This window comes from Nonomuraea sp. NPDC050733, from assembly GCF_040654215.1.
Taxonomy (GTDB): domain Bacteria; phylum Actinomycetota; class Actinomycetes; order Streptosporangiales; family Streptosporangiaceae; genus Nonomuraea.
Window position 1 is genome coordinate 207,139 of sequence record NZ_JBFAHO010000010.1, and the last position, 18,920, is coordinate 226,058.

General features: G+C 74.5%; 15 protein-coding genes and 1 tRNA gene. 6 read left to right on the forward strand and 10 right to left on the reverse strand.

Features of this window, described 5'->3' with window-relative positions:
- Positions 1-78: 78 nt before the first annotated feature.
- From AB0H64_RS19665 to AB0H64_RS19680, 4 genes are all read right to left on the reverse strand, one after another.
- Positions 79-954, reverse strand: coding sequence for an N-acetylmuramoyl-L-alanine amidase (locus tag AB0H64_RS19665; RefSeq protein ID WP_357626168.1), 876 nt, complete (start codon positions 952-954; stop codon positions 79-81).
- A gap of 113 nt (positions 955-1,067) precedes the next feature.
- The gene (locus tag AB0H64_RS19670; RefSeq protein ID WP_357626171.1) at positions 1,068-3,590 is read right to left on the reverse strand and encodes a PEP/pyruvate-binding domain-containing protein; all 2,523 of its coding nucleotides are present in this window, start codon (positions 3,588-3,590) and stop codon (positions 1,068-1,070) included.
- Positions 3,587-4,504, reverse strand: coding sequence for a helix-turn-helix domain-containing protein (locus AB0H64_RS19675; RefSeq protein WP_357626176.1), 918 nt, complete (start codon positions 4,502-4,504; stop codon positions 3,587-3,589). Before AB0H64_RS19675 ends, AB0H64_RS19670 begins: the two co-directional genes overlap by 4 nt.
- Positions 4,505-4,565: 61 nt before the next feature.
- Positions 4,566-9,641, reverse strand: coding sequence for a tetratricopeptide repeat protein (locus tag AB0H64_RS19680; RefSeq protein WP_357626179.1), 5,076 nt, complete (start codon positions 9,639-9,641; stop codon positions 4,566-4,568).
- A 180-nt stretch (positions 9,642-9,821) separates the two neighbouring features.
- Between AB0H64_RS19680 and AB0H64_RS19685 the strand changes: the two genes are divergently transcribed.
- From AB0H64_RS19685 to AB0H64_RS19695, 3 genes are all read left to right on the forward strand, one after another.
- A complete protein-coding gene (locus AB0H64_RS19685; RefSeq protein WP_357626181.1) occupies positions 9,822-10,367 on the forward strand; it encodes a hypothetical protein in 546 nt (181 codons plus the stop codon).
- A gap of 83 nt (positions 10,368-10,450) precedes the next feature.
- A complete protein-coding gene (locus tag AB0H64_RS19690; protein WP_357626184.1) occupies positions 10,451-10,828 on the forward strand; it encodes a hypothetical protein in 378 nt (125 codons plus the stop codon).
- Between the two features lie 119 nt (positions 10,829-10,947).
- On the forward strand, positions 10,948-11,619 hold the full coding sequence (locus AB0H64_RS19695) for a DUF6766 family protein (protein WP_357626186.1): 672 nt from the start codon (positions 10,948-10,950) through the stop codon (positions 11,617-11,619).
- A gap of 7 nt (positions 11,620-11,626) precedes the next feature.
- On the opposite strand, the gene AB0H64_RS19700 is transcribed toward AB0H64_RS19695, so the two are convergent.
- On the reverse strand, positions 11,627-12,433 hold the full coding sequence (locus tag AB0H64_RS19700) for a pyridoxal-phosphate dependent enzyme (RefSeq protein WP_357626189.1): 807 nt from the start codon (positions 12,431-12,433) through the stop codon (positions 11,627-11,629).
- Positions 12,434-12,477: 44 nt separating this feature from the next.
- Between AB0H64_RS19700 and galK the strand changes: the two genes are divergently transcribed.
- Complete coding sequence (galK, locus tag AB0H64_RS19705) at positions 12,478-13,602, forward strand: galactokinase (RefSeq protein ID WP_357626192.1); 1,125 nt, start codon at positions 12,478-12,480, stop codon at positions 13,600-13,602.
- Between the two features lie 11 nt (positions 13,603-13,613).
- Here galK and AB0H64_RS19710 read toward each other — a convergent pair whose 3' ends face one another.
- The 4 genes from AB0H64_RS19710 to AB0H64_RS19725 form a co-directional block, all read right to left on the reverse strand.
- Positions 13,614-14,387 carry an enoyl-CoA hydratase-related protein gene (locus tag AB0H64_RS19710; protein WP_357626194.1) on the reverse strand — a complete coding sequence of 258 codons (774 nt, stop codon included), beginning with the start codon at positions 14,385-14,387 and terminating at the stop codon, positions 13,614-13,616.
- Between the two features lie 91 nt (positions 14,388-14,478).
- A complete protein-coding gene (locus AB0H64_RS19715) occupies positions 14,479-15,612 on the reverse strand; it encodes a nitric oxide synthase oxygenase (RefSeq protein WP_357626197.1) in 1,134 nt (377 codons plus the stop codon).
- Between the two features lie 220 nt (positions 15,613-15,832).
- Positions 15,833-16,543 (reverse strand): response regulator transcription factor, encoded by a 711-nt coding sequence (locus tag AB0H64_RS19720; RefSeq protein WP_357626200.1) that lies wholly within the window; start codon positions 16,541-16,543, stop codon positions 15,833-15,835.
- The gene (locus tag AB0H64_RS19725) at positions 16,528-17,790 is read right to left on the reverse strand and encodes a sensor histidine kinase (protein WP_357626201.1); all 1,263 of its coding nucleotides are present in this window, start codon (positions 17,788-17,790) and stop codon (positions 16,528-16,530) included. The genes AB0H64_RS19720 and AB0H64_RS19725 overlap by 16 nt, the downstream gene beginning before the upstream one ends.
- Positions 17,791-17,874: 84 nt before the next feature.
- On the opposite strand from AB0H64_RS19725, the gene AB0H64_RS19730 reads away from it, so the two are divergent.
- A complete protein-coding gene (locus AB0H64_RS19730) occupies positions 17,875-18,063 on the forward strand; it encodes a hypothetical protein (protein WP_357626203.1) in 189 nt (62 codons plus the stop codon).
- Positions 18,064-18,304: 241 nt separating this feature from the next.
- Here the strand turns inward: AB0H64_RS19730 and AB0H64_RS19735 are convergent.
- Positions 18,305-18,376 (reverse strand) — tRNA-Asn (locus AB0H64_RS19735).
- A gap of 126 nt (positions 18,377-18,502) precedes the next feature.
- On the opposite strand from AB0H64_RS19735, the gene AB0H64_RS19740 reads away from it, so the two are divergent.
- Complete coding sequence (locus AB0H64_RS19740; RefSeq protein ID WP_357626206.1) at positions 18,503-18,817, forward strand: YtxH domain-containing protein; 315 nt, start codon at positions 18,503-18,505, stop codon at positions 18,815-18,817.
- The last annotated feature ends 103 nt before the right edge of the window (positions 18,818-18,920 follow it).

Sequence of the window (18,920 nt, forward strand, 5' to 3'; positions counted from 1 at the left end):
TCTTATGGGTACCACAACTGCAACTGGATCTAACCTAGCACACACCCGGCCGTGCCGCGCAGCCCCGGTCCCGACCTGTCATCCGTGGAGATAGCGCGTGAGACCCGCGGCGAGGGCGGTGGCCATGCGCTGCCGGAAGGCCGGGGCCGACATCCTGGCGGCGTCGCCGCGGTTGCGCATGTTGCCGCACTCGATGAACACGGCGGGCCTGGTCGACAGGTTGAGGCCGCCGAGGTCGGTGCGGACCGACAGGCCGTTCCTGGCGGTGTACGTGGCGTACGGCAGACCGGTGCCACGGTGGAAGTCGTCGCGGACGTCGAGCCCCAGGCGCCGGGACGGCCGGACGATGGCGTCGTTGTGGCCGGCGACCAGGCCGGGCAGGATCACGTGGAAGCCGTGGCCGGACGGCACGGCCCCGTCGCCGTGGATGGACAGGACGGCGTCGGCGCCGGCCCTGTTGCCGATGGCGGCCCGCCGGGTGACGCACGGGCCGACGCCCTTGTCGTCCGGCCGGGTGAGCACGACCGTGGCGCCCTCGGCCTGGAGCAGCGGGCGGAGCCTGCGGGCCACGTCCCAGGTGAAGGCGTGCTCGGGGTATCCGGCGTCGGTGCTGGTGCCGGTGGTGTTGCACGGCTTGCGCCCGGTGATGATGTCGACCTGGCGGTTGATCTGGGCGGGATGCGCGGCGTTGCCGCCGTTGTGGCCGGGGTCGATCACGATGACCTTCCCGGCCAGCGGCTTCCCGGGCTGCCCGCCGTGCCCGCTCTGGCCGCTCTGCGGCTGGGTGGAGGCGCCGGACGTGCCGGTCCGCGAAGGGGGCGGTGACGAGGACGGGCCGGGCGGGGACGCGGGGGTGGTGGCTTCACGGACGGGCGGGCTGGCGCCGCCGCCGCACGCCGTGGCCAGTGCCAGCAGCGCGGCGGCGATCGCCGGTGCCTTGCCGACGGCGCGCATGCCTCGTACCGTACCGGCCGGGGCCGCTCGCGCCGGTCTGGTTTCCCTCCCGATTCGGAAGATCCCCGTGCCGCCGGTCACCCGCTGCCGGGCGTCCGCCGCCGGTCGCCCGCTCACGGCAGCAGTTCGACCGTGCCCCGCTCCCCGTCGACCCGGACGCGGTCGCCGTCGCGCAGCCTCATGGTGGCGTTGCCGGTGCCCACCACGGCCGGGATGCCCAGCTCCCTCGCCACGATCGAGGCGTGCGACAGCGGCGCCCCCATGTCCGTCACGACGGCCGCCGCTCGCGGGAACATGGGCGTCCACCCGACATTCGTCAGCGTCGTCACGAGGATCTCCCCCCGCTGGAGCCGCTCGCCGTCCTCGGGGCCGGACAGCACCCGCACCACGCCCTCCACCACGCCCGGCGCGCCCGGGAAGCCGGTCACGGTGTCGCCCGCGGGCGCGGACGCGCCACGCGCGTCGTAGAGGTCGGCGCGCCGGTCCGGGTCCGCGGCCCAGCGCACCGGGTCGAACCGGCCGGCGATCAGCGCCGGGTACGGCGGCAGCGCGGCGTACCGCTCGTAGGTCGCCCGCCGTACCGGGACACGGGCGAGCGGCGCGTCCGAGCCGCGCAGCACGGCCAGGATCTCCTCCAGGTAGAGGAAGAACAGGTCGTCGCCGCGCCCGGTCAGCTCGCCGGCGCGCACCACGAACGCGCGCAGCACCCAGAACGCCCGCACCACCTCGGAGCGGGTGGCCTCGCGGTCGCGCACCACCGCGTTCCAGCGGCGTACCCGCTTCCGCATGCCCGCCACCCGGCGCGGGTAGCGGCGGGCGAAGCGCTCCCAGGCGGCGTCGCGGGCCTCCCGCTGGCGCTCCAGCAGCGCCTCCGTGCCGGCGGTGACGTCGCGCAGACCGGCGAGCGCCGTGTCGATCCAGGCCGGGTCCTCACCGGGCCGCGGCATCGACACCTCGAACTCGTGCGGCCCGCGATGCCCGTACGTCCGGGCGTAGGTGTCGCGGTCGATCTCACCGGCGGCGAGCCGGGCCAGGCCGGTCACGGGGCCGAGGCTGGCCAGCTCGCCGTCGGCGCCCGCGCCCGTCAGCATGGCGTCGGCGTCGGCCTCGCCGACCAGCCTGCGCAGCCGGTCGCGGGTCCAGACGAGTGTGGCGCCGCCCTGGCGGCCGGCCGCCTCCAGCATGCGGCAGGCGGTGACGAGGTGCGGCCCGATCTCGTCGTCCCAGAGCGCGGCCAGCCCGGGGCCGGTCCCGGTGGCGGCGATCCGGGCGCGCAGCTCCTCGCAGCGCCGCTGGGAGGTGGCGAGGAACGGGCGCATGCCCTTGAGGTTGTCGCGCACGCGGCGGCGCAGGGTCAGCGCCATGGGCAGCGTGCCCTTGAGGATCTCCCAGCGCGAGGTCGTCAGCAGCGGCACGTCGAGGCCGGGCGGCAGCTTGCCGAAGACCTGCTCGACGGCGCCGAGCCGGCCCTGCATGCCGAGGGCGCGGGCGATGGAGAAGGTCACGCTGAGGTTCATGTAGAAACGGCCGCCGATGTTGCCGACCAGGTCGAAGCCGGGCAGCGTCGAGGCGTGCATCGCCTCGTGGATGAACAGGCGCACGAATGACCAGGTGGCGGGCGTCATCACGTCGGGGATGGCCTCGCCCAGGTTGCCGGCGGTCCACAGGTGGTCGGCCTTGAGGCTGTCGTTCCACTCCTCGACCTCGGGGGCGAGGCCGGTGATGGGGCGCGCCTGGAGGATGAGGAACGCGCCGCCGCCGCGCGCCCACTCCACGTCCATCGGCATGCCGTACAGGTCCTGGACGCGGGCGCCCAGCTCCGCCAGCCGTACGGCCTGCCGGTCGTCCAGCACCGGGCGGCGGCGCAGCTCGGCCGGGACGGGCTCCTCCCGGGTGCCGCCGGGGACGCGCACGGTCATCACGGCCTTGTCCCCGATCCGGGTCGCGGTCACCGCGCCGTCCGACACCGCGATCGTGTCCGGGGTGACCTGGCCGCCCACGACGGCCTCGCCCAGGCCCCAGGAGGCGTTGACGACGGTCGTGTCCCGGGCCCCGGTGACGGGGTCGGCGGTGAACATGACGCCCGCCGCGTCGGCGTCGACCAGCTCCTGCACGACCACGGCCAGCGCCACGTCGTCGTGCGGCACGCCGTTGTGCTCCCGGTAGGCGATGGCCCGCTCGTTCCACAGCGAGGCCCAGCAGCGCCTGACGGCGTCCAGCAGCCCGTCGCGCTCGACGCCGAGGTAAGTGTCCTGCTGGCCGGCGAACGACATGTCGGGCAGGTCCTCGGCGGTGGCGGACGACCGCACGGCGACGACCTTCCCACCGCCCTGCTCGCCCGCCCCGGAGGAGCTCACGCCCAGCGCGTCGTAGGCGGCGCGGATCTCCGCGGCCAGACCGGCCGGCATCTCCCGCTCGGCGAACAGCTCGGCGATGCGGGCGGCGTCGTGCCGGGCGGCGGCCTCGGCGATCAGGTCGCGGAGCCCGGCCGTGAACTCCCGGTAGGCCGCCGTGGTGATGTGGAACCCGCCGGGCACGGGCAGCCCCGCGCGGCTCAGCCGGGCCAGGGAGGCGCCCTTGCCACCCACCGTCTCCAGGTCGGCGCCCTCGTCGTCGAACGGCAGCACGAGCTTCATGCCCGGGTCTCCTCTCCGCCTGCCGGAGCGTCCGCTCCCATGACTCCCGCCGAAGCGACCATGACTTCCGCCGGAGCACCCGTGACTCCCGCCGGGGCTCGCGTGACTCCCGCCGGGGCTCGCGTGACTCCCGCCGGGGCCGTCAGGGCTTCGGCGTCGACGCCCAGGGACGCCGCCAGTTTGCTCAGCGCGATCTCGCGCATGCTGCCGAGGTAGCGGTGGGTGGCCTGCCGGATGGCGCGCGCCCCCTCCTCCCCCTGCGGCGCCCCGGAGCTCAGGGCCAGGTCCGCGGTCTCCGCGATCAGGTCCGGGAGCCGCTCGCCCGAGGGCGCGGACTCCGGCGGCAGCATGTCCCGCGTCAGGAGGAACCCGTGGAGGACGGCGCTCAGCACGGCGACCTGCTCCTGCGGCGTGCGCCCGGGCCGCAGGGCGCCGTGCCGGTCGAGCACCGCCAGATAGTCCTCGAACGCGGCCATCCGCCCCAGCATCACCTGGCCCGCGCCACCGCCGGTCCCGGATGCGCCCACCCTGTCCACCGCGCCGAGCCGCTTCTGCCGTACGAGCTTGCCGAGCACCTCGGAGTCGTGCGTCAGCAACGCCGTCATCAGCGGCCGGCGCAGCAGGCCGGCGGCGATCTCGCGCAGCAGCCCGCGCAGCGTCGCGGGCGCGGCGGCGGCCACCTCCTCCAGCATGGCGACGCGATCCCTGCGCAGCAACGCGGAGAAGAGCGCCTCACGGGTCTTCCAGTGCAGGTAGATCGTGCCCTTGGCGACACGCGCGTGCCGGGCCACGTCGTCGATCGTCGTCTTGTCGTAGCCCCACCGCAGCACCAGCTCGGCGGCGGCGTCGAGAATCCGGTGCGCCCGCTCCGACCGGCTCGCCGGGTCCTGTGGCGGCCTTCCCGTCCTGGCCATCTCGCCTCACCTCAGTTTCATGACTGGATGAGACTATACGGTCAATCAATTCATCACAAGGTCACCCGATCTTCGCCAGCAGCTCGGCCGCCTGCCGGGCGAAGGCGGGATCCTCGGTCGCCACGGCCAGCTCCAGCAGGCGGCGGGCCATGCCGACGTCCCCGTGGGCGTGCTTGATCTCGCCCAGCCGGCAGGCCGCCTCCGCCACCAGGTCCGGCCGGTCCGTGAGGGTCAGGGTCAGCTCGTAGTACCGCAAGGCACCGTCGCGGTCGCCCAGCCAGTAGCACAGCTCGCCCAGGTGGGCCGCCGCCATGCCGGACTCGGTGTCACCGGCGTCGATCACCCTCTGGTACCAGCCCAGCGCCTCGGGGAAGTCACGAGCCCGCTTGGCCAGCGCCCCCAGGTACATGGCCGCCGACGCAGCCGTGCGACCGTCCGGGACCTGGGTCTGCGGCGGCTCGGAACCGCCCGTCAGGCCGTTCTCGGCGTCGAGGGCCCTGAGATACCACGCGCGGGCCTCGGCCTCGTCCTCGTCGTGGTACGTCCGGCCGATGGCGATCATCGCGCGGGCCGCCAGGCCGTGGTCGCCGGCGCCCAGGACGCGCCGGTAGACCTCGCGCCCCTCGTCCACCTCCCCCGCCGCGACCAGGGCCTGGCCCAGCACGCTGAGGGCCGTGGCCTCGCCGGTCTCGGCCGCCGCGCGCAGCGTGCGCAGGGCCGCCTCCGTGTCGCCCTGGCGCTCCTGGAGCATGCCGAGCAGGCTGCCGAACACGCCCGGCACGGGACTCTCGGCGTCGCCCGCCTGACGTTCGGCCAGGCTGTAGAAGGCGTCGGAGTCGCCCTCGGCGTCGAGCAGCGTGAGCAGCCTGCCTCCGGCCACGAACCGCACGTCGGGGTCCTCGTGCTCGTTCAGCCGCTCGAACACCGCCCGAGCCTCGGCGGTCCGCCCCAGCCCGGCGAGCCGCTCGGCGACGTCCAGCTCGGCGAGCGGGCCGGAGCCGGTCAGCTCGTAGTAGGAGCGGACCGCTTCGGGGTCCTCGCAGCTCGCGCCCAGCTCACGCGCGGGCGCCGCCCCGTCCTCCCCCATCAGGGCCAGCACCCGCACGGCCCGCGCGTGGTCCCCGTCGCCGTGCGCCTGGCGGGCCATCGCCTCCAGCTCGTCCAGCGCGGTACGCGCCAGCGCGGTCGGCGTGCCCGCCGCGGCGGCGAACGCCTCGGCGGCGCCGGAGAGATCGCCCTCCTCGCGCAGCCAGGCGCCGAGCCGCAGGCCGCCCCGCGCCATCGCGTCCGGGTGCCCCGACCCGACGGCGAGCCGCGCCTCGCGCACGGCGGCGGCCGGGTCGCCCAGCGCGTGCAGAACGGCGGCGAGGTCGGCCCGGATGCTGTCCGTCAGGCCCGCGAACCCGGTGCCGACACCCTCGCGGTACCTGACCTCCGCGCCCCGCAGGTCGCCCACGGCCTGGCAGGAGTCGCCCCATACCCAGTAGCCCAGCGCGACGGTCTCGGGGTCGCCCGTGCCCACCGCCCGCTCGGCCTCGGCCGCGGCGGCCTCGTAGTCCTCCTGCCAGAACAGGTGGACCACCAACCGGCGCAGGGATTCGAGGTCGCCCGCCTCGGCCCCGGCGGCCAGTGCCCGGCGGGTCCCCTCCGCGTCGCCGAGGTCCTCCAGCACGCCGGCGAGCGTGGTCGCGGTGGCGGGCATCGCGTGGCGCAGCGCGTCGGCGGCGCCGGGCAGGTCGCCGCGCCCGCGCCGGGCGGCGGCGATCCCGCGCCAGGCCGTCTCGACGAGCTCCGGGTCGCCGGACCCGGTGACGGGCAGCAGGCACAGCTCGGCGCGGCAGTGGTGGCCCGCGCCGGAGAGGATCGCGCCCAGCCCGACCCGGGCGCGGGCGGCCCGCACCGGGTCGCCGTGCTCGGCGACGTACCGGCAGAGCACCTCCCCGGTCTCGCCCCCGAGGCCCCGCGCCACCTCCAGCACCAGGTCACCCGCCCTTCGGAGCACCGGGCCGGACGCCGTCTCCGCGCGGAGCCCCGCCAGGGCCGCCAGCGCGCCCTCCACGTCGCCGCCGGCCGCCAGGGCCGCGGGTCGTTCCTCGGGGGTTGCCGTGCCGAGCCGCAGACGGGCGACGACCGTCACGAGCGGGCCCGCGCCCTGCTCCTCCGCGCGTCGGTAGGCGGCGCGGGCGCCCGCCTCGTCGCCCGCCGCGGCCAGCGCGTCCCCCCGCTCCAGCAGGATCTCCCCTGCCAGGTCCGGTTCGAGCTCCACGGCCCGGTCGAACGCCGCCCGCGCTCCCTCGGTGTCGCCCGCCGCCGCCCGCGCGGAGCCCAGCACCCGTGCCGCCTGCCCGGCCAGCTCCTCGGGCGCGACGCCCGCCGTCTCCTCCGCCACGGCGAGGGCCGCCGCGACGTCTCCCCCGTCGCGCAGGAACCCGGCCAGGCACAGCGGCGCCGCCTCCCGGTCCAGCTCCTCCAGCAGCTCACGGGCCTCGCCGGCGTGCCCGAGCGCCGCCAGCACCCGAGCCAGCCGCATCGCCGCCTCCCCGGCGCCGGCGCTGCCTGTGTGGTGGGCGCCGCCGCTGCCGCCGAGGCCGTGGCCGTCGGGGTCACCGGGGTCGCCGGGGTCGCCACCCGTGTCCGCCCGCTCCATTGCCCGTGACAGGACCTCGGCCGCCGCGTCCAGGTCGCCGAGCCGGTGCAGGGCGTGTCCCATGCCGGTCAGCGCGACGACCGGCGACCCCTGGTCCTCGGCGAGCGCGCGTTCCCAGGCGGCCAGGGCGCCGCGATGGTCGCCGGCGTCGTTCCGGAGCGCCCCCAGGTAGCAGGCCGCCTGCCACCGGTACTCGGGATGACCCCCCTCCACCAGGAGAGAGAGGACCGCGTCGGCGCGGGACACCGCACCGGCACGGCGCCAGGCGTGGGCGCACTCCAGCCCGAGCAGGGTGGCCAGCGGCCACCCGCCGTCGCCGGAGACGCCGGCGAGGACGGCGAGCGCCTTCCCGGCGGCGTCGAGGTCGCCGTCCAGCAGGCACCGCGCGTAGCGACCGGGCACCGCCTGCTCTCCCCCTGCCCCGAGGCCCTCCGCCGCCAGGCCGAAGGCGGCTCGCGCGCCCGTCAGGTCGTCGAGCCGGACCTGCGTGAGCCCCAGCAGCAGCGCGTGCCGCGCCGCCTGTCCCGGCCGGCTCTCCGCGATCATGCGCTCGTGCAGCCGGCCCGCCGCCAGCAGGTCCCCCTGCACCTCGTACACGCCCAGCAGCGCCCCCGCCGCCTCCGCCCGCAGCCCCCGGTGCCCGGTCTCCATCGCCGCCTCGTACGCCGCCCGCGCCTCGCCCAGGTGGCGTTCGTGGCCGTCGAGCAGCCCTCCCAGCGCGTACCCCACCCAGGGGGCGAGCGCCGCGTGCCCCTCCGCGCGGGCTCGCCGCAGCAGCTCGATCGCCTCTCCGGCCTCGCCCCGGCTCTCCAGGATCTCCCGGAAGACCAGCGCCGCGTACGACAGCGCCAGCGGGTCACCGGAGCCGGCGGCGGAGCGGAACAGCGTGCCCGCCTCGGACACGTCGTACCCGGTGGTGACGAGCACCTGCGCGAACACCGCGGTGGCGATCGCCGCCACCGCCGGGTCGGGATCCTCCATGGCCGCCCGGTAGCCGATGAGCCCCTCCTCCCGCCCGAGCCGCTGATGGTCGAGGACGGCCCGCAGCACCGGGTGGAGCGCGTTCCCCGACGAGCGCAGCAGGTGCAGCATGAACGCGGCGGTGAACCCGCCCACCACGTCCTCCCCCTCGGCCACGTACGACAGCAGCTCGTCGGCCTGGTCCCGGTCGCCCTCGGCCAGCTCCAGCTGGGCGAGCGCCACCATGGCGCGCACGGCCTGGGTGCGCGCCCCCGAGTCGGCGGCGCGGCGCAGCATCAGGCGGGCCTGCGCCAGACGGCCGTCCTGGAGGAGCAGCAGGGCGTCGTCCACGTCGCGCAGCGCCTGCTCCTCGACGGGGTCGGCGAGCGGCCGCTGCCGGGCGTCGTGGTCGAGGAGCAGCCCCGCCTTGAACGCGGCGTCCGGGTCCGGATGCCCGGCGATCTCCCCGGCCAGCTCGACGATCTCCTCCCGGCGCTCCGGATGCTGCTCCAGCAGCATGCCGAGCAGCGTGGCGCTGACCGACGCCCACGGCGACTCCCCGGCGGCGAACACCGCCCGCAGCGCCGCCAGCGCCTCCTCCGCCTCGCCCGCCTCGGTGTGGAGCTGCGCCAGGCAGGCCCGCGCCTCGAGGGCGTGCTCCCGCTGCCCGCTGGCGATCACCCGCTCGAAGATCGCCCGCGTGGCGGCCATGTCGCCGAGCTGGGCGAAGACCTTGGCCTGCTCGATGAGGGCGGGCAGCCGCACCTCGGGCCGGGGGTCCTCGGCCGCCCTGGCGTACGCCTCCACCGACTCGGCGTACTCCCCGAGGTCGACGAGGACCGCCCCGAGCAGCTTGTAGGCCATGGTGAGGTGGCCGGGGTGCCCCACGGCGATGGCGTGCTCGCAGGCCTCCCGGGCCGCCGCGAAGTCGCCCTCCTCGGCGTGGATCCGGTACAGCCGGAACGCCGACAGCGACACCACCTCGGGATCGCCGCAGGTCAGCAGCTCGCGGTAGTCCTCCTCGCTCTCCGCCTCCTCGTACAGCTCCCAGGCCGTACGGGGGTCGGCCCACTCGAACACGGGCAGCTCCAGCCGGGCGGCCAGCTCCGCCACCGCGGGGCTGTCGCAGCGGCGGGCCCGCTCCAGCGCCTCCTCCGCGCCGGCGACGTCGCCCAGCTCGGTGAGCACCAGCACGAGGGCCGTGTCGGCGAGCGCGGCGACCTCGAAGTCGGCGCCGTCGGCGGCGATGGTCAGCACCCGGTACGCCGCCGGCCACTCGCGGGCGGCGACCAGCATCATCCCCATAGAGATGGCCGAGCGCTGCCCGAACACGGGGTCACCCGAGAGGATCACCGAGCGGTGGGCGGCCTCGGCGCCGTCGAGGTCGCCCTGCTCCTCCAGCAGGCACGCCAGCAGGTGGGACGCCTCGGGATCGCCGGTGGCCGCGATCTCCCTGAACAGAACGGCGGCGCCGCCGAGATCCCCCTCTTCCCAGCGCTTCATGGCCGTGGCGAGCTGTTCTGACGTCATATCGACTCCTGAGTCACCCAATAATGTGAAAAAGCTACCCAGGTGTCACGTACGTCACAGGCGTTTTGGCCCTGCCCACCGTCCCGGCGGATCCAGGACCGGCGGGCGGCGGGGGATACTCCTCCACCCGGCGTTCGCGCCACCGTCCGGCCGGGGCCGGATCGCCGTAGCGTAGGGCGCATGGGCAGAGCGTTCTGGATCGACCAGGAATACGACAGGGACCGTGACGGGCGCTATGCCGTACACGTGCGCAAGAACCTGGAGCAGTTCGAGTGGGGCGACATCGCGCCGGTCAGGTTCGCCTGCGCGGCGTGGCGGCTGGCGACGCCGCCGGCCCTCAACCCGGGCTACGTGCGGTGGGACCGGCGCGTCCTGTCGGCGGACTGCCGCCGCAACACCTGGGACGGCAGCCTCAACGCGCGGGTGACGCTGGTCTCGCCGCTCCCCGCCGAGCTGACCCGCTCGCGCGCCTGGTGGCGCGACCGCGGCTGGGCGGGCTGGCAGGAGACGTTCGGCCAGTACCTCGACCCGACCGAGAAGGACCTGGCCCACCACCCGTTCCTGCGGACCACGCTGCTGGTGGAGACGCCGGTGCCGCTCGGCGACCTGCCGCCCGAGCCCGAAGGGCCGCACGACCAGGTCGAACGGGCCGCCGAGCGGGCCCTCGTGGTGCTCGTACGGGAGCTGAACGCGTTGATCAGCCCCATCCTGGACCAGCTCCCCTGAGGTCCCCCGGCCCGGCGGAGTCACTCGGTCACAGCGCGACATGGCCTTGGCATGAGCGGTTCATGGCGGGGTAACAGAGGCGCATGAGACTTGCGTTCGCGGTGCTCGCGCTGGCGCTGGCCGCGGGCTGTGCCGTCGACACGACGTCGCCCGCGCGCGCGGCGGAGCGTTTTCACGCCGCCGTGGCGGCGAAGCAGGACGAGGCGGCCTGCGCCATGCTCACCCGCACGACCGCCGAGAAGCTGCCCGACCCGGACGAGACCTGTGCCCAGGCGCTGGCCGCGCTGAAGCTCGGCCCGGGCGGCCGGGTCACCGGGGTCGAGGTGTGGGGCTCCGACGCCCTCGTGCGGCTGCAGGACGACACGGTGTTCCTGCACCAGTTCACCGACGGCTGGCGGATCACGGCGGCCGGGTGCGAGCCGCGGCACGACCTCCCCTACGACTGCGAGGTGGAGGACTGATGCGGGTCATGTTCACGCTGACGCTCGTCCTGATCGCGGCCGGGCTGATCTATTTCTTCGCGCTGGGACTGGCGCACCTGTGAGCGCGCCGAGGGGGGACGCATGAGGCGGATCGACGTATGAGACGGATCAAGGACAGCACGCTGTCGCTGACGTTCCTGGTGCTGTTCCTGCTGACGCTGGCGGGACAGGCCTGGGCGGGGGCGACGCAGTTCAACGAGCAGCAACTGGTCAACGGCCTGCAGCCCGTGTCCGTCTGGGAGTACGCGACGTCGTCGTCGTTCGCGGTGGACGTGGCGGAGAACTGGCAGTCGGAGTACCTGCAGTTCCTGCTGTTCATCGTGCTGACCGTCTGGCTGGTGCAGAAGGGCTCGCCGGAGTCCAAGAAGCCGGGCGAGGAGGGCGCCGAGTCGGACGAGGAGCAGCTCGTCGGCGAACACGCCAAGGAGGACTCCCCGGCCTGGGCCAAGGTCAGGGGCGCGCGGCTCTGGCTCTACAGCAACTCGCTCGGCCTGGTGATGGGGACCATCTTCGTGCTGTCGTGGCTGGCGCAGTCGGTGGCGGGGCTGGCGGCCTACAACTCGGAGCGGATCACCGACCTGCGCGACCCGGTCGACTGGGGGTGGTACGTGACCTCCTCCGAGTTCTGGAACCGGTCGCTGCAGAACTGGCAGTCGGAGCTGCTGGCCGTGCTGTCGATGGTGGTGCTCTCCATCTATCTGCGCCAGCGCGGCTCACCCGAGTCCAAGCCGGTCGGCGCGGCGCACACGGCGACGAGCGTCGAGGGCTGACCCGATGCTAGGAGCGCGGCGGGAAGGGCTCGCCGGTCACGACCGCCACCACCCGGGTGCCGGGCGCGAGTATGCCCCGCCGGGCGAGGTCCACGAGGCCGCGGAGCATCTTGGCCACGTACACCTCCTCCACCCCGTGCCGGGCGGCGAAGGCGCGCAGCTCGGGCGTCGTGCGCGCGTACCCGCCGAAGTGGTGGTCGAGGTCGATCGACCAGTTCTCCCACACGCGCCCGTACGCCTCGCGCTGGAGCCGGGCCACCTCGCCCGCCAGGAACCCGGCGCCCTTCAGCACCGCGAACCCGAGCGCCCGCCGGCCAGGAGGCAGCCCCGCCGCGATGCCCGCCAGGGTGCCGCCCGTGCCGACAGGGCAGCAGACGACGTCGTAGCCGCCACGGGTCTCGGCCTCGATCTCGGCGGGCAGCTCGGCGCAGCCGCGCACGGCCGCCGCGTTGCTGCCGCCCTCGGGCAGGATCAGCACCTCGCCCCAGCGCTCGCGCAGCGCCGCCTGCACCTCGGGGGTGTGCTTGAGCCGGTACGCGGCGCGGTCCAGGTACGTGAGCGTCATGCCGCAGGAGACCGCGTACGCCAGCGACGGGTTGAGCGGCAGCCGCTCCTCGCCCCGGACGACGCCGATCGTCTCGAACCCGTGCCGCCGGCCCGCCGCGGCCACCGCCCTGAGGTGGTTGGAGTAGGCGCCGCCGAACGTGAGCACGCGCGGGTGGCCGAGGTTGTACCTCAGCTTGCGGGCCTTGTTGTCGTCGCGTTTCAGCCAGACCCGGACCGAGCCGAGGCCGGGATCCAGGAGCTCCTCCACGCGCGCTAGTCTACGACCGGGCCTTTGTTGAGGAGTGTTCGATTATGCGGGTTGTTGAAGCTTTCGGTGCGGCGTTCGGCGCGGACCCGCGGACGGTCTGGCACGCGCCCGGCCGGGTCAACCTGATCGGTGAGCACACCGACTACAACGACGGCTTCGTGCTGCCCTTCGCCGTGCCGTGGGGCGTCACGGCCGCCGTCACGCCGCGCGGCGACGGGACGATCCGGCTGCTGTCCCTCCAGTCGGACGGCGACCCCGTCACGATCGAGCGGCACGAGGACGCGCGCGGCTGGACCCGCTACGTCGTCGGCGTGCTGGCCATGCTGGCCGACCGCCTGGGCGAGCCGGTCCCGGGCGCCGACATCGCGATCGACGGCGACGTGCCGCAGGGCGCCGGGCTCAGCTCCAGCGCCGCCCTGGAGGTCGCGGTGGCATCCGCGCTCAACGACCTGCACGGCCTCGACATGACCCCCATGGAGCTGGCCCTGCTGTCGCAGCGGGCCGAGAACGACTTCGTCGGCATGCCCTGCGGCATCATGGACCAGGCCGCCTCCGCGCTGTGCCAGGAGGGCCAGGCGCTCTTCCTCGACTGCCGCTCGCTCGGCTCCCGGGCCATCCCGCTCGACCTGGCCTCCCACGGGCTGCGCATCCTCATCATCGACACGCAGGTCCACCACGAGCACGCGGGCGGCGAGTACGCCAAGCGCCGCGCCGAGTGCGAGTCCGCGGCCCGCAAGCTCGGCGTCGAGGCGCTGCGGGACGTCACCGACCTCGCCGGCGCGCTGGAGCGGTTGCAGGGCACCGAGCGCAAGCGGACCATGCACGTCGTCACGGAGAACCACCGCGTCGAGGCCCTGGTCGGCCTGCTGCGGGCGGGCGCCGTCACCGAGATCGGCGCGCTGCTCAACGCCTCTCACCTGTCGCTGCGCGACCAGTACGAGGTGTCGTCGCCGGAGCTGGACGTCGCGGTGGAGGCGGCCGTCCGGGGCGGGGCCCGCGGGGCGCGGATGACCGGCGGCGGGTTCGGCGGCTCGGCGATCGCCCTGGTGGCGGAGGACCGTCTCGACGGCGTGCGGGAGAGCGTGTCGGCCGCGTACGCGGAGCGGGGCTGGCGGGCGCCGCGCTTCCTGCCCGCGGTCCCGAGCCCGGGCGCGCGCCGCCGCGCCTAGCGCTCCCCCTTTCACAGGGACGGGAAGTTCGGGGGGCGGCGTTCGAGGAAGGACGCGAGGCCCTCCGCGAAGTCGGGCCGGCCGAACGAGGCGATCATCTCGGCGGTCGCCGCCTCGGCCGACTCGGCCAGCGTGACCTCCCAGTCGTGCCAGACCTGCCGCTTGATCACCGCCATCGACGCGGGCGAGCAGTGCGCCGCCAGCTCCCCGGCGTACTCCTGCGCCTCGGCGAGCAGCCTGTCCGCCGGCACCGACCGGTTGACCAGCCCCATCTCGTACGCCTCCCGGCCGGTGAAGACGCGCCCCGAGAGCAGGACGTCCATGGCCCGCTGCTGCCCCATGAGCCGGGGCAGCACCCACGCCAGGCCGTACTCCGCGATCAGGCCGCGGCGCGCGAAGGCGGTGGTCCACTTGGCGTCGTCGGCGGTGAAGACGAGGTCGCAGACGAGGGCGTGGACCATCCCGAGCCCGGCGCAGGCCCCGTTGACCGCCGCGACCACCGGCTTGCCGACGGTCGCCGGGAACGTGTTGGGCCGCGGGTCCGGCTTCTCGTCGTAGCTGCCGTCCTGGATCCGGCCGAGCGTCCGGAAGTCGGCGCCCGCGCAGAAGCCCTTGCCCGCGCCGGTGACCACGACGGCGCGCACGGCCGGATCACTCGCGGCCTCCTCCAGCAGGTCGAAGTAGCGCCTCCCCATCGCGTCCGTCCACGCGTTGAGCCGGTCGGGACGGTTGAAGGTGAGGGTCAGAACGCCCTGGTCGAGCGAGGAGAGCACGAGTTCGTCCATGCGCCAACCGAACCATGTTCTAGCAGGCGCGGGCAAGACCGCCGCTCACTCGCGGCGCCTGACCTGCGGCGCGTCACTCACTCGCAGCAGGTCATTTGTGGCGCACGAACGCCGGGGTGAGCGCCGAATTGTCGTAGTAGCGGTGGAACACCGGCGTCGCCCCGCCCGAGATCGGCGGGACGATCCACGACCAGTCCGCCGGGCAGACCCGCCCCGCCTTCTCCTCCCGCTCCAGGTGCGTGAGGAAGCGCCGCGACTCGGTGTGGTGGTCGGTCATCGTCACCCCCTCCCGCTCGAACGAGTGGAGCACCGCCACGTTCAGCTCCACCAGCGCGTGGTCGCGCCACAGGGACCGCTCGGTGGAGGTGTCGAGCCCCAGCCGCCCGGCCACCACCGGGAGCTGGTCGTAGCGGTCGGCGTCGGCCAGGTTGCGGGCGCCGATCTCCGCGCCCATGTACCAGCCGTTGAACGGGGCGCACGGGTAGCAGATCCCGCCGATCTCCAGGCACAGGTCGGAGATGGCCGGGACGGCGTGCCAGCGCAGCCCCAGCTCCTCGAACCACCGGTAGTGCGGGTGGACGATCGGCACCTCCAGGACCGCGTCACCCGGCAGGCTGCACACCAGCGGCTTGCCGCGCCCGGCCTGCACCACCAGGGGCAGCACGTCGAACCGGCCGCCCGCCCCCCGCCAACCCGCCGCCGTCACCATGTCGGTGAAGGCGGCGTTACGCGGGTCGCCGACCACCCGCCCGTCGGCGGTGCGGTATCCGGCGTAGCGGATGAGCTGCTCGTTCAGCACCCGGGGCCCGGGACGGCCGGGGACGTCGGGGGCGAAGACCGTGATGGTGGGCCGGACGCGGCCGCCGTTGGCCGCCTCGCGCAGGTGCTCGACGCACTCGATCGCCACCCCCTCGGCGCTGGTGACCTGCCGCCGGTCGCGGAGCCTGAGCGAGCGCCAGTAGAGGCGGCCGATGCACCGGTTGCTGTTGCGCCAGGCCACCCTGGCGCCGAACTCCAGCTCGGCGAAGGTGTGGGCGTAGGTGCCGTAACGGGCGATGTCCGCGGCCACCTCACGCAGGCGGCCTTGGGGAGATCCCGCGGCGGGGTTCTCGGCGTGGAACAGCCTGATGAAGCGCTCGGCCTCGCGGACGTCGATCGTCCGCTCGATGAGCGTCTGCACGGCGATGGAGTCGAAGGGACGGAGAGACCTGATCCAGGTACGCACGCAGAAACCAGCACTTTTCGCTCACGGAGCACCCCACCGATTCCGGGTCGGCGGCACACTCCTGCCGGCGGTGCCCTCTCCACACCGCTCACACGGCCTGTCCGCGGCTGCCGTGTCCCGCGAACCGGGGCACGGCCACCTCATCCTGGCGGCTCGCCCCCTCCTTGTCACCGCAAATGCAAGAAGGTGTGACCTTACCGCTACAAACAGTGAACCTTCATCAGGTGGGAGTCGAACGGCCGATTCCGCGGACCAGCCCCAGCTCCATGGCCACCAGGACGGCCGAGGTCCGGTCGCCCACGCCGAGCTTGCGGAAGACCCGCAACAGGTAGGTCTTGACCGTGGCCTCGCCGATGAACAGGCGGCGGCCGATCTCGGCGTTCGTCAGGCCCCGCGCGACCAGCTCCAGCACCTCCCGCTCGCGCGCGGACAGCGCGGCGCCCTCGGAGGCCGCCGGAGCCCCCGCCGCGGAGGGGCCGGTCGCCGCCGGATCGCCCGCCGGGGAACCGCCCGTCAGGGTGCTGCCCGCCGGGGCGCCCGCCAGGCGGGCCGCGATCGAGGGCGCCAGCGCCGTCCTGCCACCGGCCACGGCGCGCACGGCGGCGGCCAGCTCCGCCCGCGACGCGTCCTTCAGCAGGTAGCCGGCGGCGCCCGCGGCCAGCGCCCGCCCGACGTCGGCGTCACCCTCGTACGTCGTCAGCACGATGACCCGGAACCCCGGGCCCAGCCGCCGGATGGCGCTCACCCCGTCGCCGGCCGGCATGCGCAGGTCCATGAGGACGACGTCCGGCCGCAGGCGGGGCGCCACGGCCACCGCCTCGTCGCCGGACCCGGCCTCCCCGGCCACCTCGATGCCGGGCTCGGCGGCGAGCATGCCGCGCAACCCCTCCCGTACGACGGGATGGTCGTCGACGATCAGGACGGTGAGCACGGCACCTCCATGGTGACCGTGGTGCCCTGGCCCGGCGCCCCGTCCAGGGTCAGCGTGCCGCCGACCCCGGCCACCCGGCGACGCATCCCCGGCACCCCGAACCCGCCGCCCAGCGCGCCGGCCCTCCCGGCTTCGTCCGCGTGTCGCTCCGCACGTCCCTCCTCGGGGCCGGGCCAGGCGGTCAGGCGCACCGGGTCGAGGCCGCGCCCGTCGTCGCTCACCGTCAGCCGTACCCGGCCGTCCCCGTACTCCAGCGCGAGACGGACGGAACGGGCGCCGGCGTGCTTGCGGACGTTCGCCAGCGCCTCCTGCGCGACGCGCAGCACGACGACCTCGGCCGCGGGGGACAGCGGCACGGGCGCGCCGCCGACGGCCACCTCCACCGGCAGCCCGAACCCCTGGGCCAGCCGCCGCAGCGCCTCCTCCACCGACGCGCCGCTCAGCGCGGGCGGCGCGAGCGCCGCGATGAGCGCCCGCGTCTCGGCCAGGTTGTCCTTGGCGGTCCGTACGGCCAGCTCCAGGTGCCGATCGGGGCCCGTGACCGCCTCGGCGGCCTGGAGCAGCATGATGATCCCCGCGAACCCCTGGGCCAGCGTGTCGTGGATGTCGCCGGCCAGCCGCTCACGCTCGGCCAGCACCCCGGCTTCCTGGCTCATCCTGGCCAGCTCGTCCCGGGTGCGGTCCAGCTCCTCGATGAGCCGGGCACGCTTCCGGTTCTGCGCGGACAGCCGGCCGATGGACGTGCCGAGCAGGGCTCCGGCGGGCAGCCCGACGCCGAGCGTCATGACGGCCCCCCACGGATCGACCCCGGCACTCGGCAGCAGCCCGGCCGCCGGAGCCGCGAACAGCCCCACCATGACCCCCAAGGCCCACGCCGTCGGCAGGGACATGAACGCCATGGGCAGCAGCGCCGACAGCGCGATCGCCGAAGCGGACTCGGCCAGGACGGCCGCGGTGAACAGCACCAGCATCGCGGCGGCGTACCAGCGGGCCTCGCGGACGTGCCGCCGCCGGTCGCGCACCGCCCTGCGCCCGACGAGCGCGTACGCGAGCGCCAGCACGAGCAGCAGCCCGATCGCCACGAACGGCCCCGCCGGTCCGGCCGGTCCCCTCGTCACGCCACCGGCCTGCGCGGCCACCACGACGACGGTCACCGCGAGCACGACCGCGTAGTAGGCGTCCCAGTACGGGTACGAGCGCAGCCAGACGTCCTCCGCCCGCGCACCCGCGCGCCCCCCGCCACCCATGAAGTGCAGTTTTCTCCAATTGACGGGACATGTCCACCGATCGGTGGATACCCTGCGGGCTCCCGAATCGTGATCGTGTGAAGCATGAACAAGCACGTCTACAACAGGGTCATGCTCGGCCTGTCGCTCGCCTTCGCCGCCCTGATCGCGGTTCTCGCCCTGCTCGGCTCCGAACAGGTGGGAGTGGTCGCGGGCGTCGGCGGAGTCCTCCTGGGCCTCGGCTGGGCTTTCTACGGGGTCGTCGGCGCCGACCGGCGCACGAGAACCCGCTGACCCGCGCCCTTCCCTGTCACCGCCGTACGCCGGCCGTGGACCCGTGCGCGAAGCATGACCGCTCACGGGCCACGCCCACCCGCGCGCCGGTCGACGGGAGGCCCGGTGGAACGCATCGGCCGATCTCGCCGGACACTCGGCACCCGACGCCACGCGAACCGGACAGCGACCCTCGGAACGACTCAGGCCCCCTTCCTGGACCAGGAAGGGGGCCTGAGCTGTGTCCCTCAGGACTGCAAAGCTCCCGCGATAGGACTCGAACCTATAACCTGCCGGTTAACAGCCGGCTGCTCTGCCGTTGAGCTACGCGGGATCGCGCTTCGGCGCTGATCGGGGGGCTTTTGGGCCCTTCCGTTCGGCGCAGGACTACATTAGCGCACTCCCGGAGTGCGTGTCGCATCGTCATCGGGGTAGGCCCGGAGACAAGCGGAGGTGCGAAATGCGATATCGAATGACATTCGCCGTCGGTATGGCCGTCGGGTACGTGCTCGGCAGCCGGGCAGGTCGCGAACGGTACGAGCAGATCAAGAAGATGGCCCAGCGCCTGAGCGACGACCCGAGGGTCCAGGAGGCCGCGGGGGTCGTGGGCGCGCAGGTGTCCAAGGTGGCCGGTGTGGCCCGTGAGCGGGTCGGTGGCACGCTCCAGGACAAGATCCCGTTCCTGGGCGGCCACGACCACGACTCGGGCACCGGCTGGCCGGACCAGACCGGCATGGGCGAGAAGAAACCCAACGAGACCGGCATCCCCTACTGACCGGTCCGGCGGGTCCCGCACACGCCGGCCGCCGAAGGCCGGTCCCCCGGAAGATCCACGGGCGTGTGGGGGGGGGTCTGACCCCCCCCCCCCCCCGCCCCCC

Bases quoted from the DNA above. Each gene is read 5' to 3' on its own strand.
- AB0H64_RS19665 (WP_357626168.1), bottom strand. From the start codon at position 954: ATGCGCGCCGTCGGCAAGGCACCGGCGATCGCCGCCGCGCTGCTGGCA.
- AB0H64_RS19670 (WP_357626171.1), bottom strand. From the start codon at position 3,590: ATGAAGCTCGTGCTGCCGTTCGACGACGAGGGCGCCGACCTGGAGACG.
- AB0H64_RS19675 (WP_357626176.1), bottom strand. From the start codon at position 4,504: ATGGCCAGGACGGGAAGGCCGCCACAGGACCCGGCGAGCCGGTCGGAG.
- AB0H64_RS19680 (WP_357626179.1), bottom strand. From the start codon at position 9,641: ATGACGTCAGAACAGCTCGCCACGGCCATGAAGCGCTGGGAAGAGGGG.
- AB0H64_RS19685 (WP_357626181.1), top strand. From the start codon at position 9,822: ATGGGCAGAGCGTTCTGGATCGACCAGGAATACGACAGGGACCGTGAC.
- AB0H64_RS19690 (WP_357626184.1), top strand. From the start codon at position 10,451: ATGAGACTTGCGTTCGCGGTGCTCGCGCTGGCGCTGGCCGCGGGCTGT.
- AB0H64_RS19695 (WP_357626186.1), top strand. From the start codon at position 10,948: ATGAGACGGATCAAGGACAGCACGCTGTCGCTGACGTTCCTGGTGCTG.
- galK (WP_357626192.1), top strand. From the start codon at position 12,478: ATGCGGGTTGTTGAAGCTTTCGGTGCGGCGTTCGGCGCGGACCCGCGG.
- AB0H64_RS19710 (WP_357626194.1), bottom strand. From the start codon at position 14,387: ATGGACGAACTCGTGCTCTCCTCGCTCGACCAGGGCGTTCTGACCCTC.
- AB0H64_RS19725 (WP_357626201.1), bottom strand. From the start codon at position 17,790: ATGGGTGGCGGGGGGCGCGCGGGTGCGCGGGCGGAGGACGTCTGGCTG.
- AB0H64_RS19730 (WP_357626203.1), top strand. From the start codon at position 17,875: ATGAACAAGCACGTCTACAACAGGGTCATGCTCGGCCTGTCGCTCGCC.
- AB0H64_RS19740 (WP_357626206.1), top strand. From the start codon at position 18,503: ATGCGATATCGAATGACATTCGCCGTCGGTATGGCCGTCGGGTACGTG.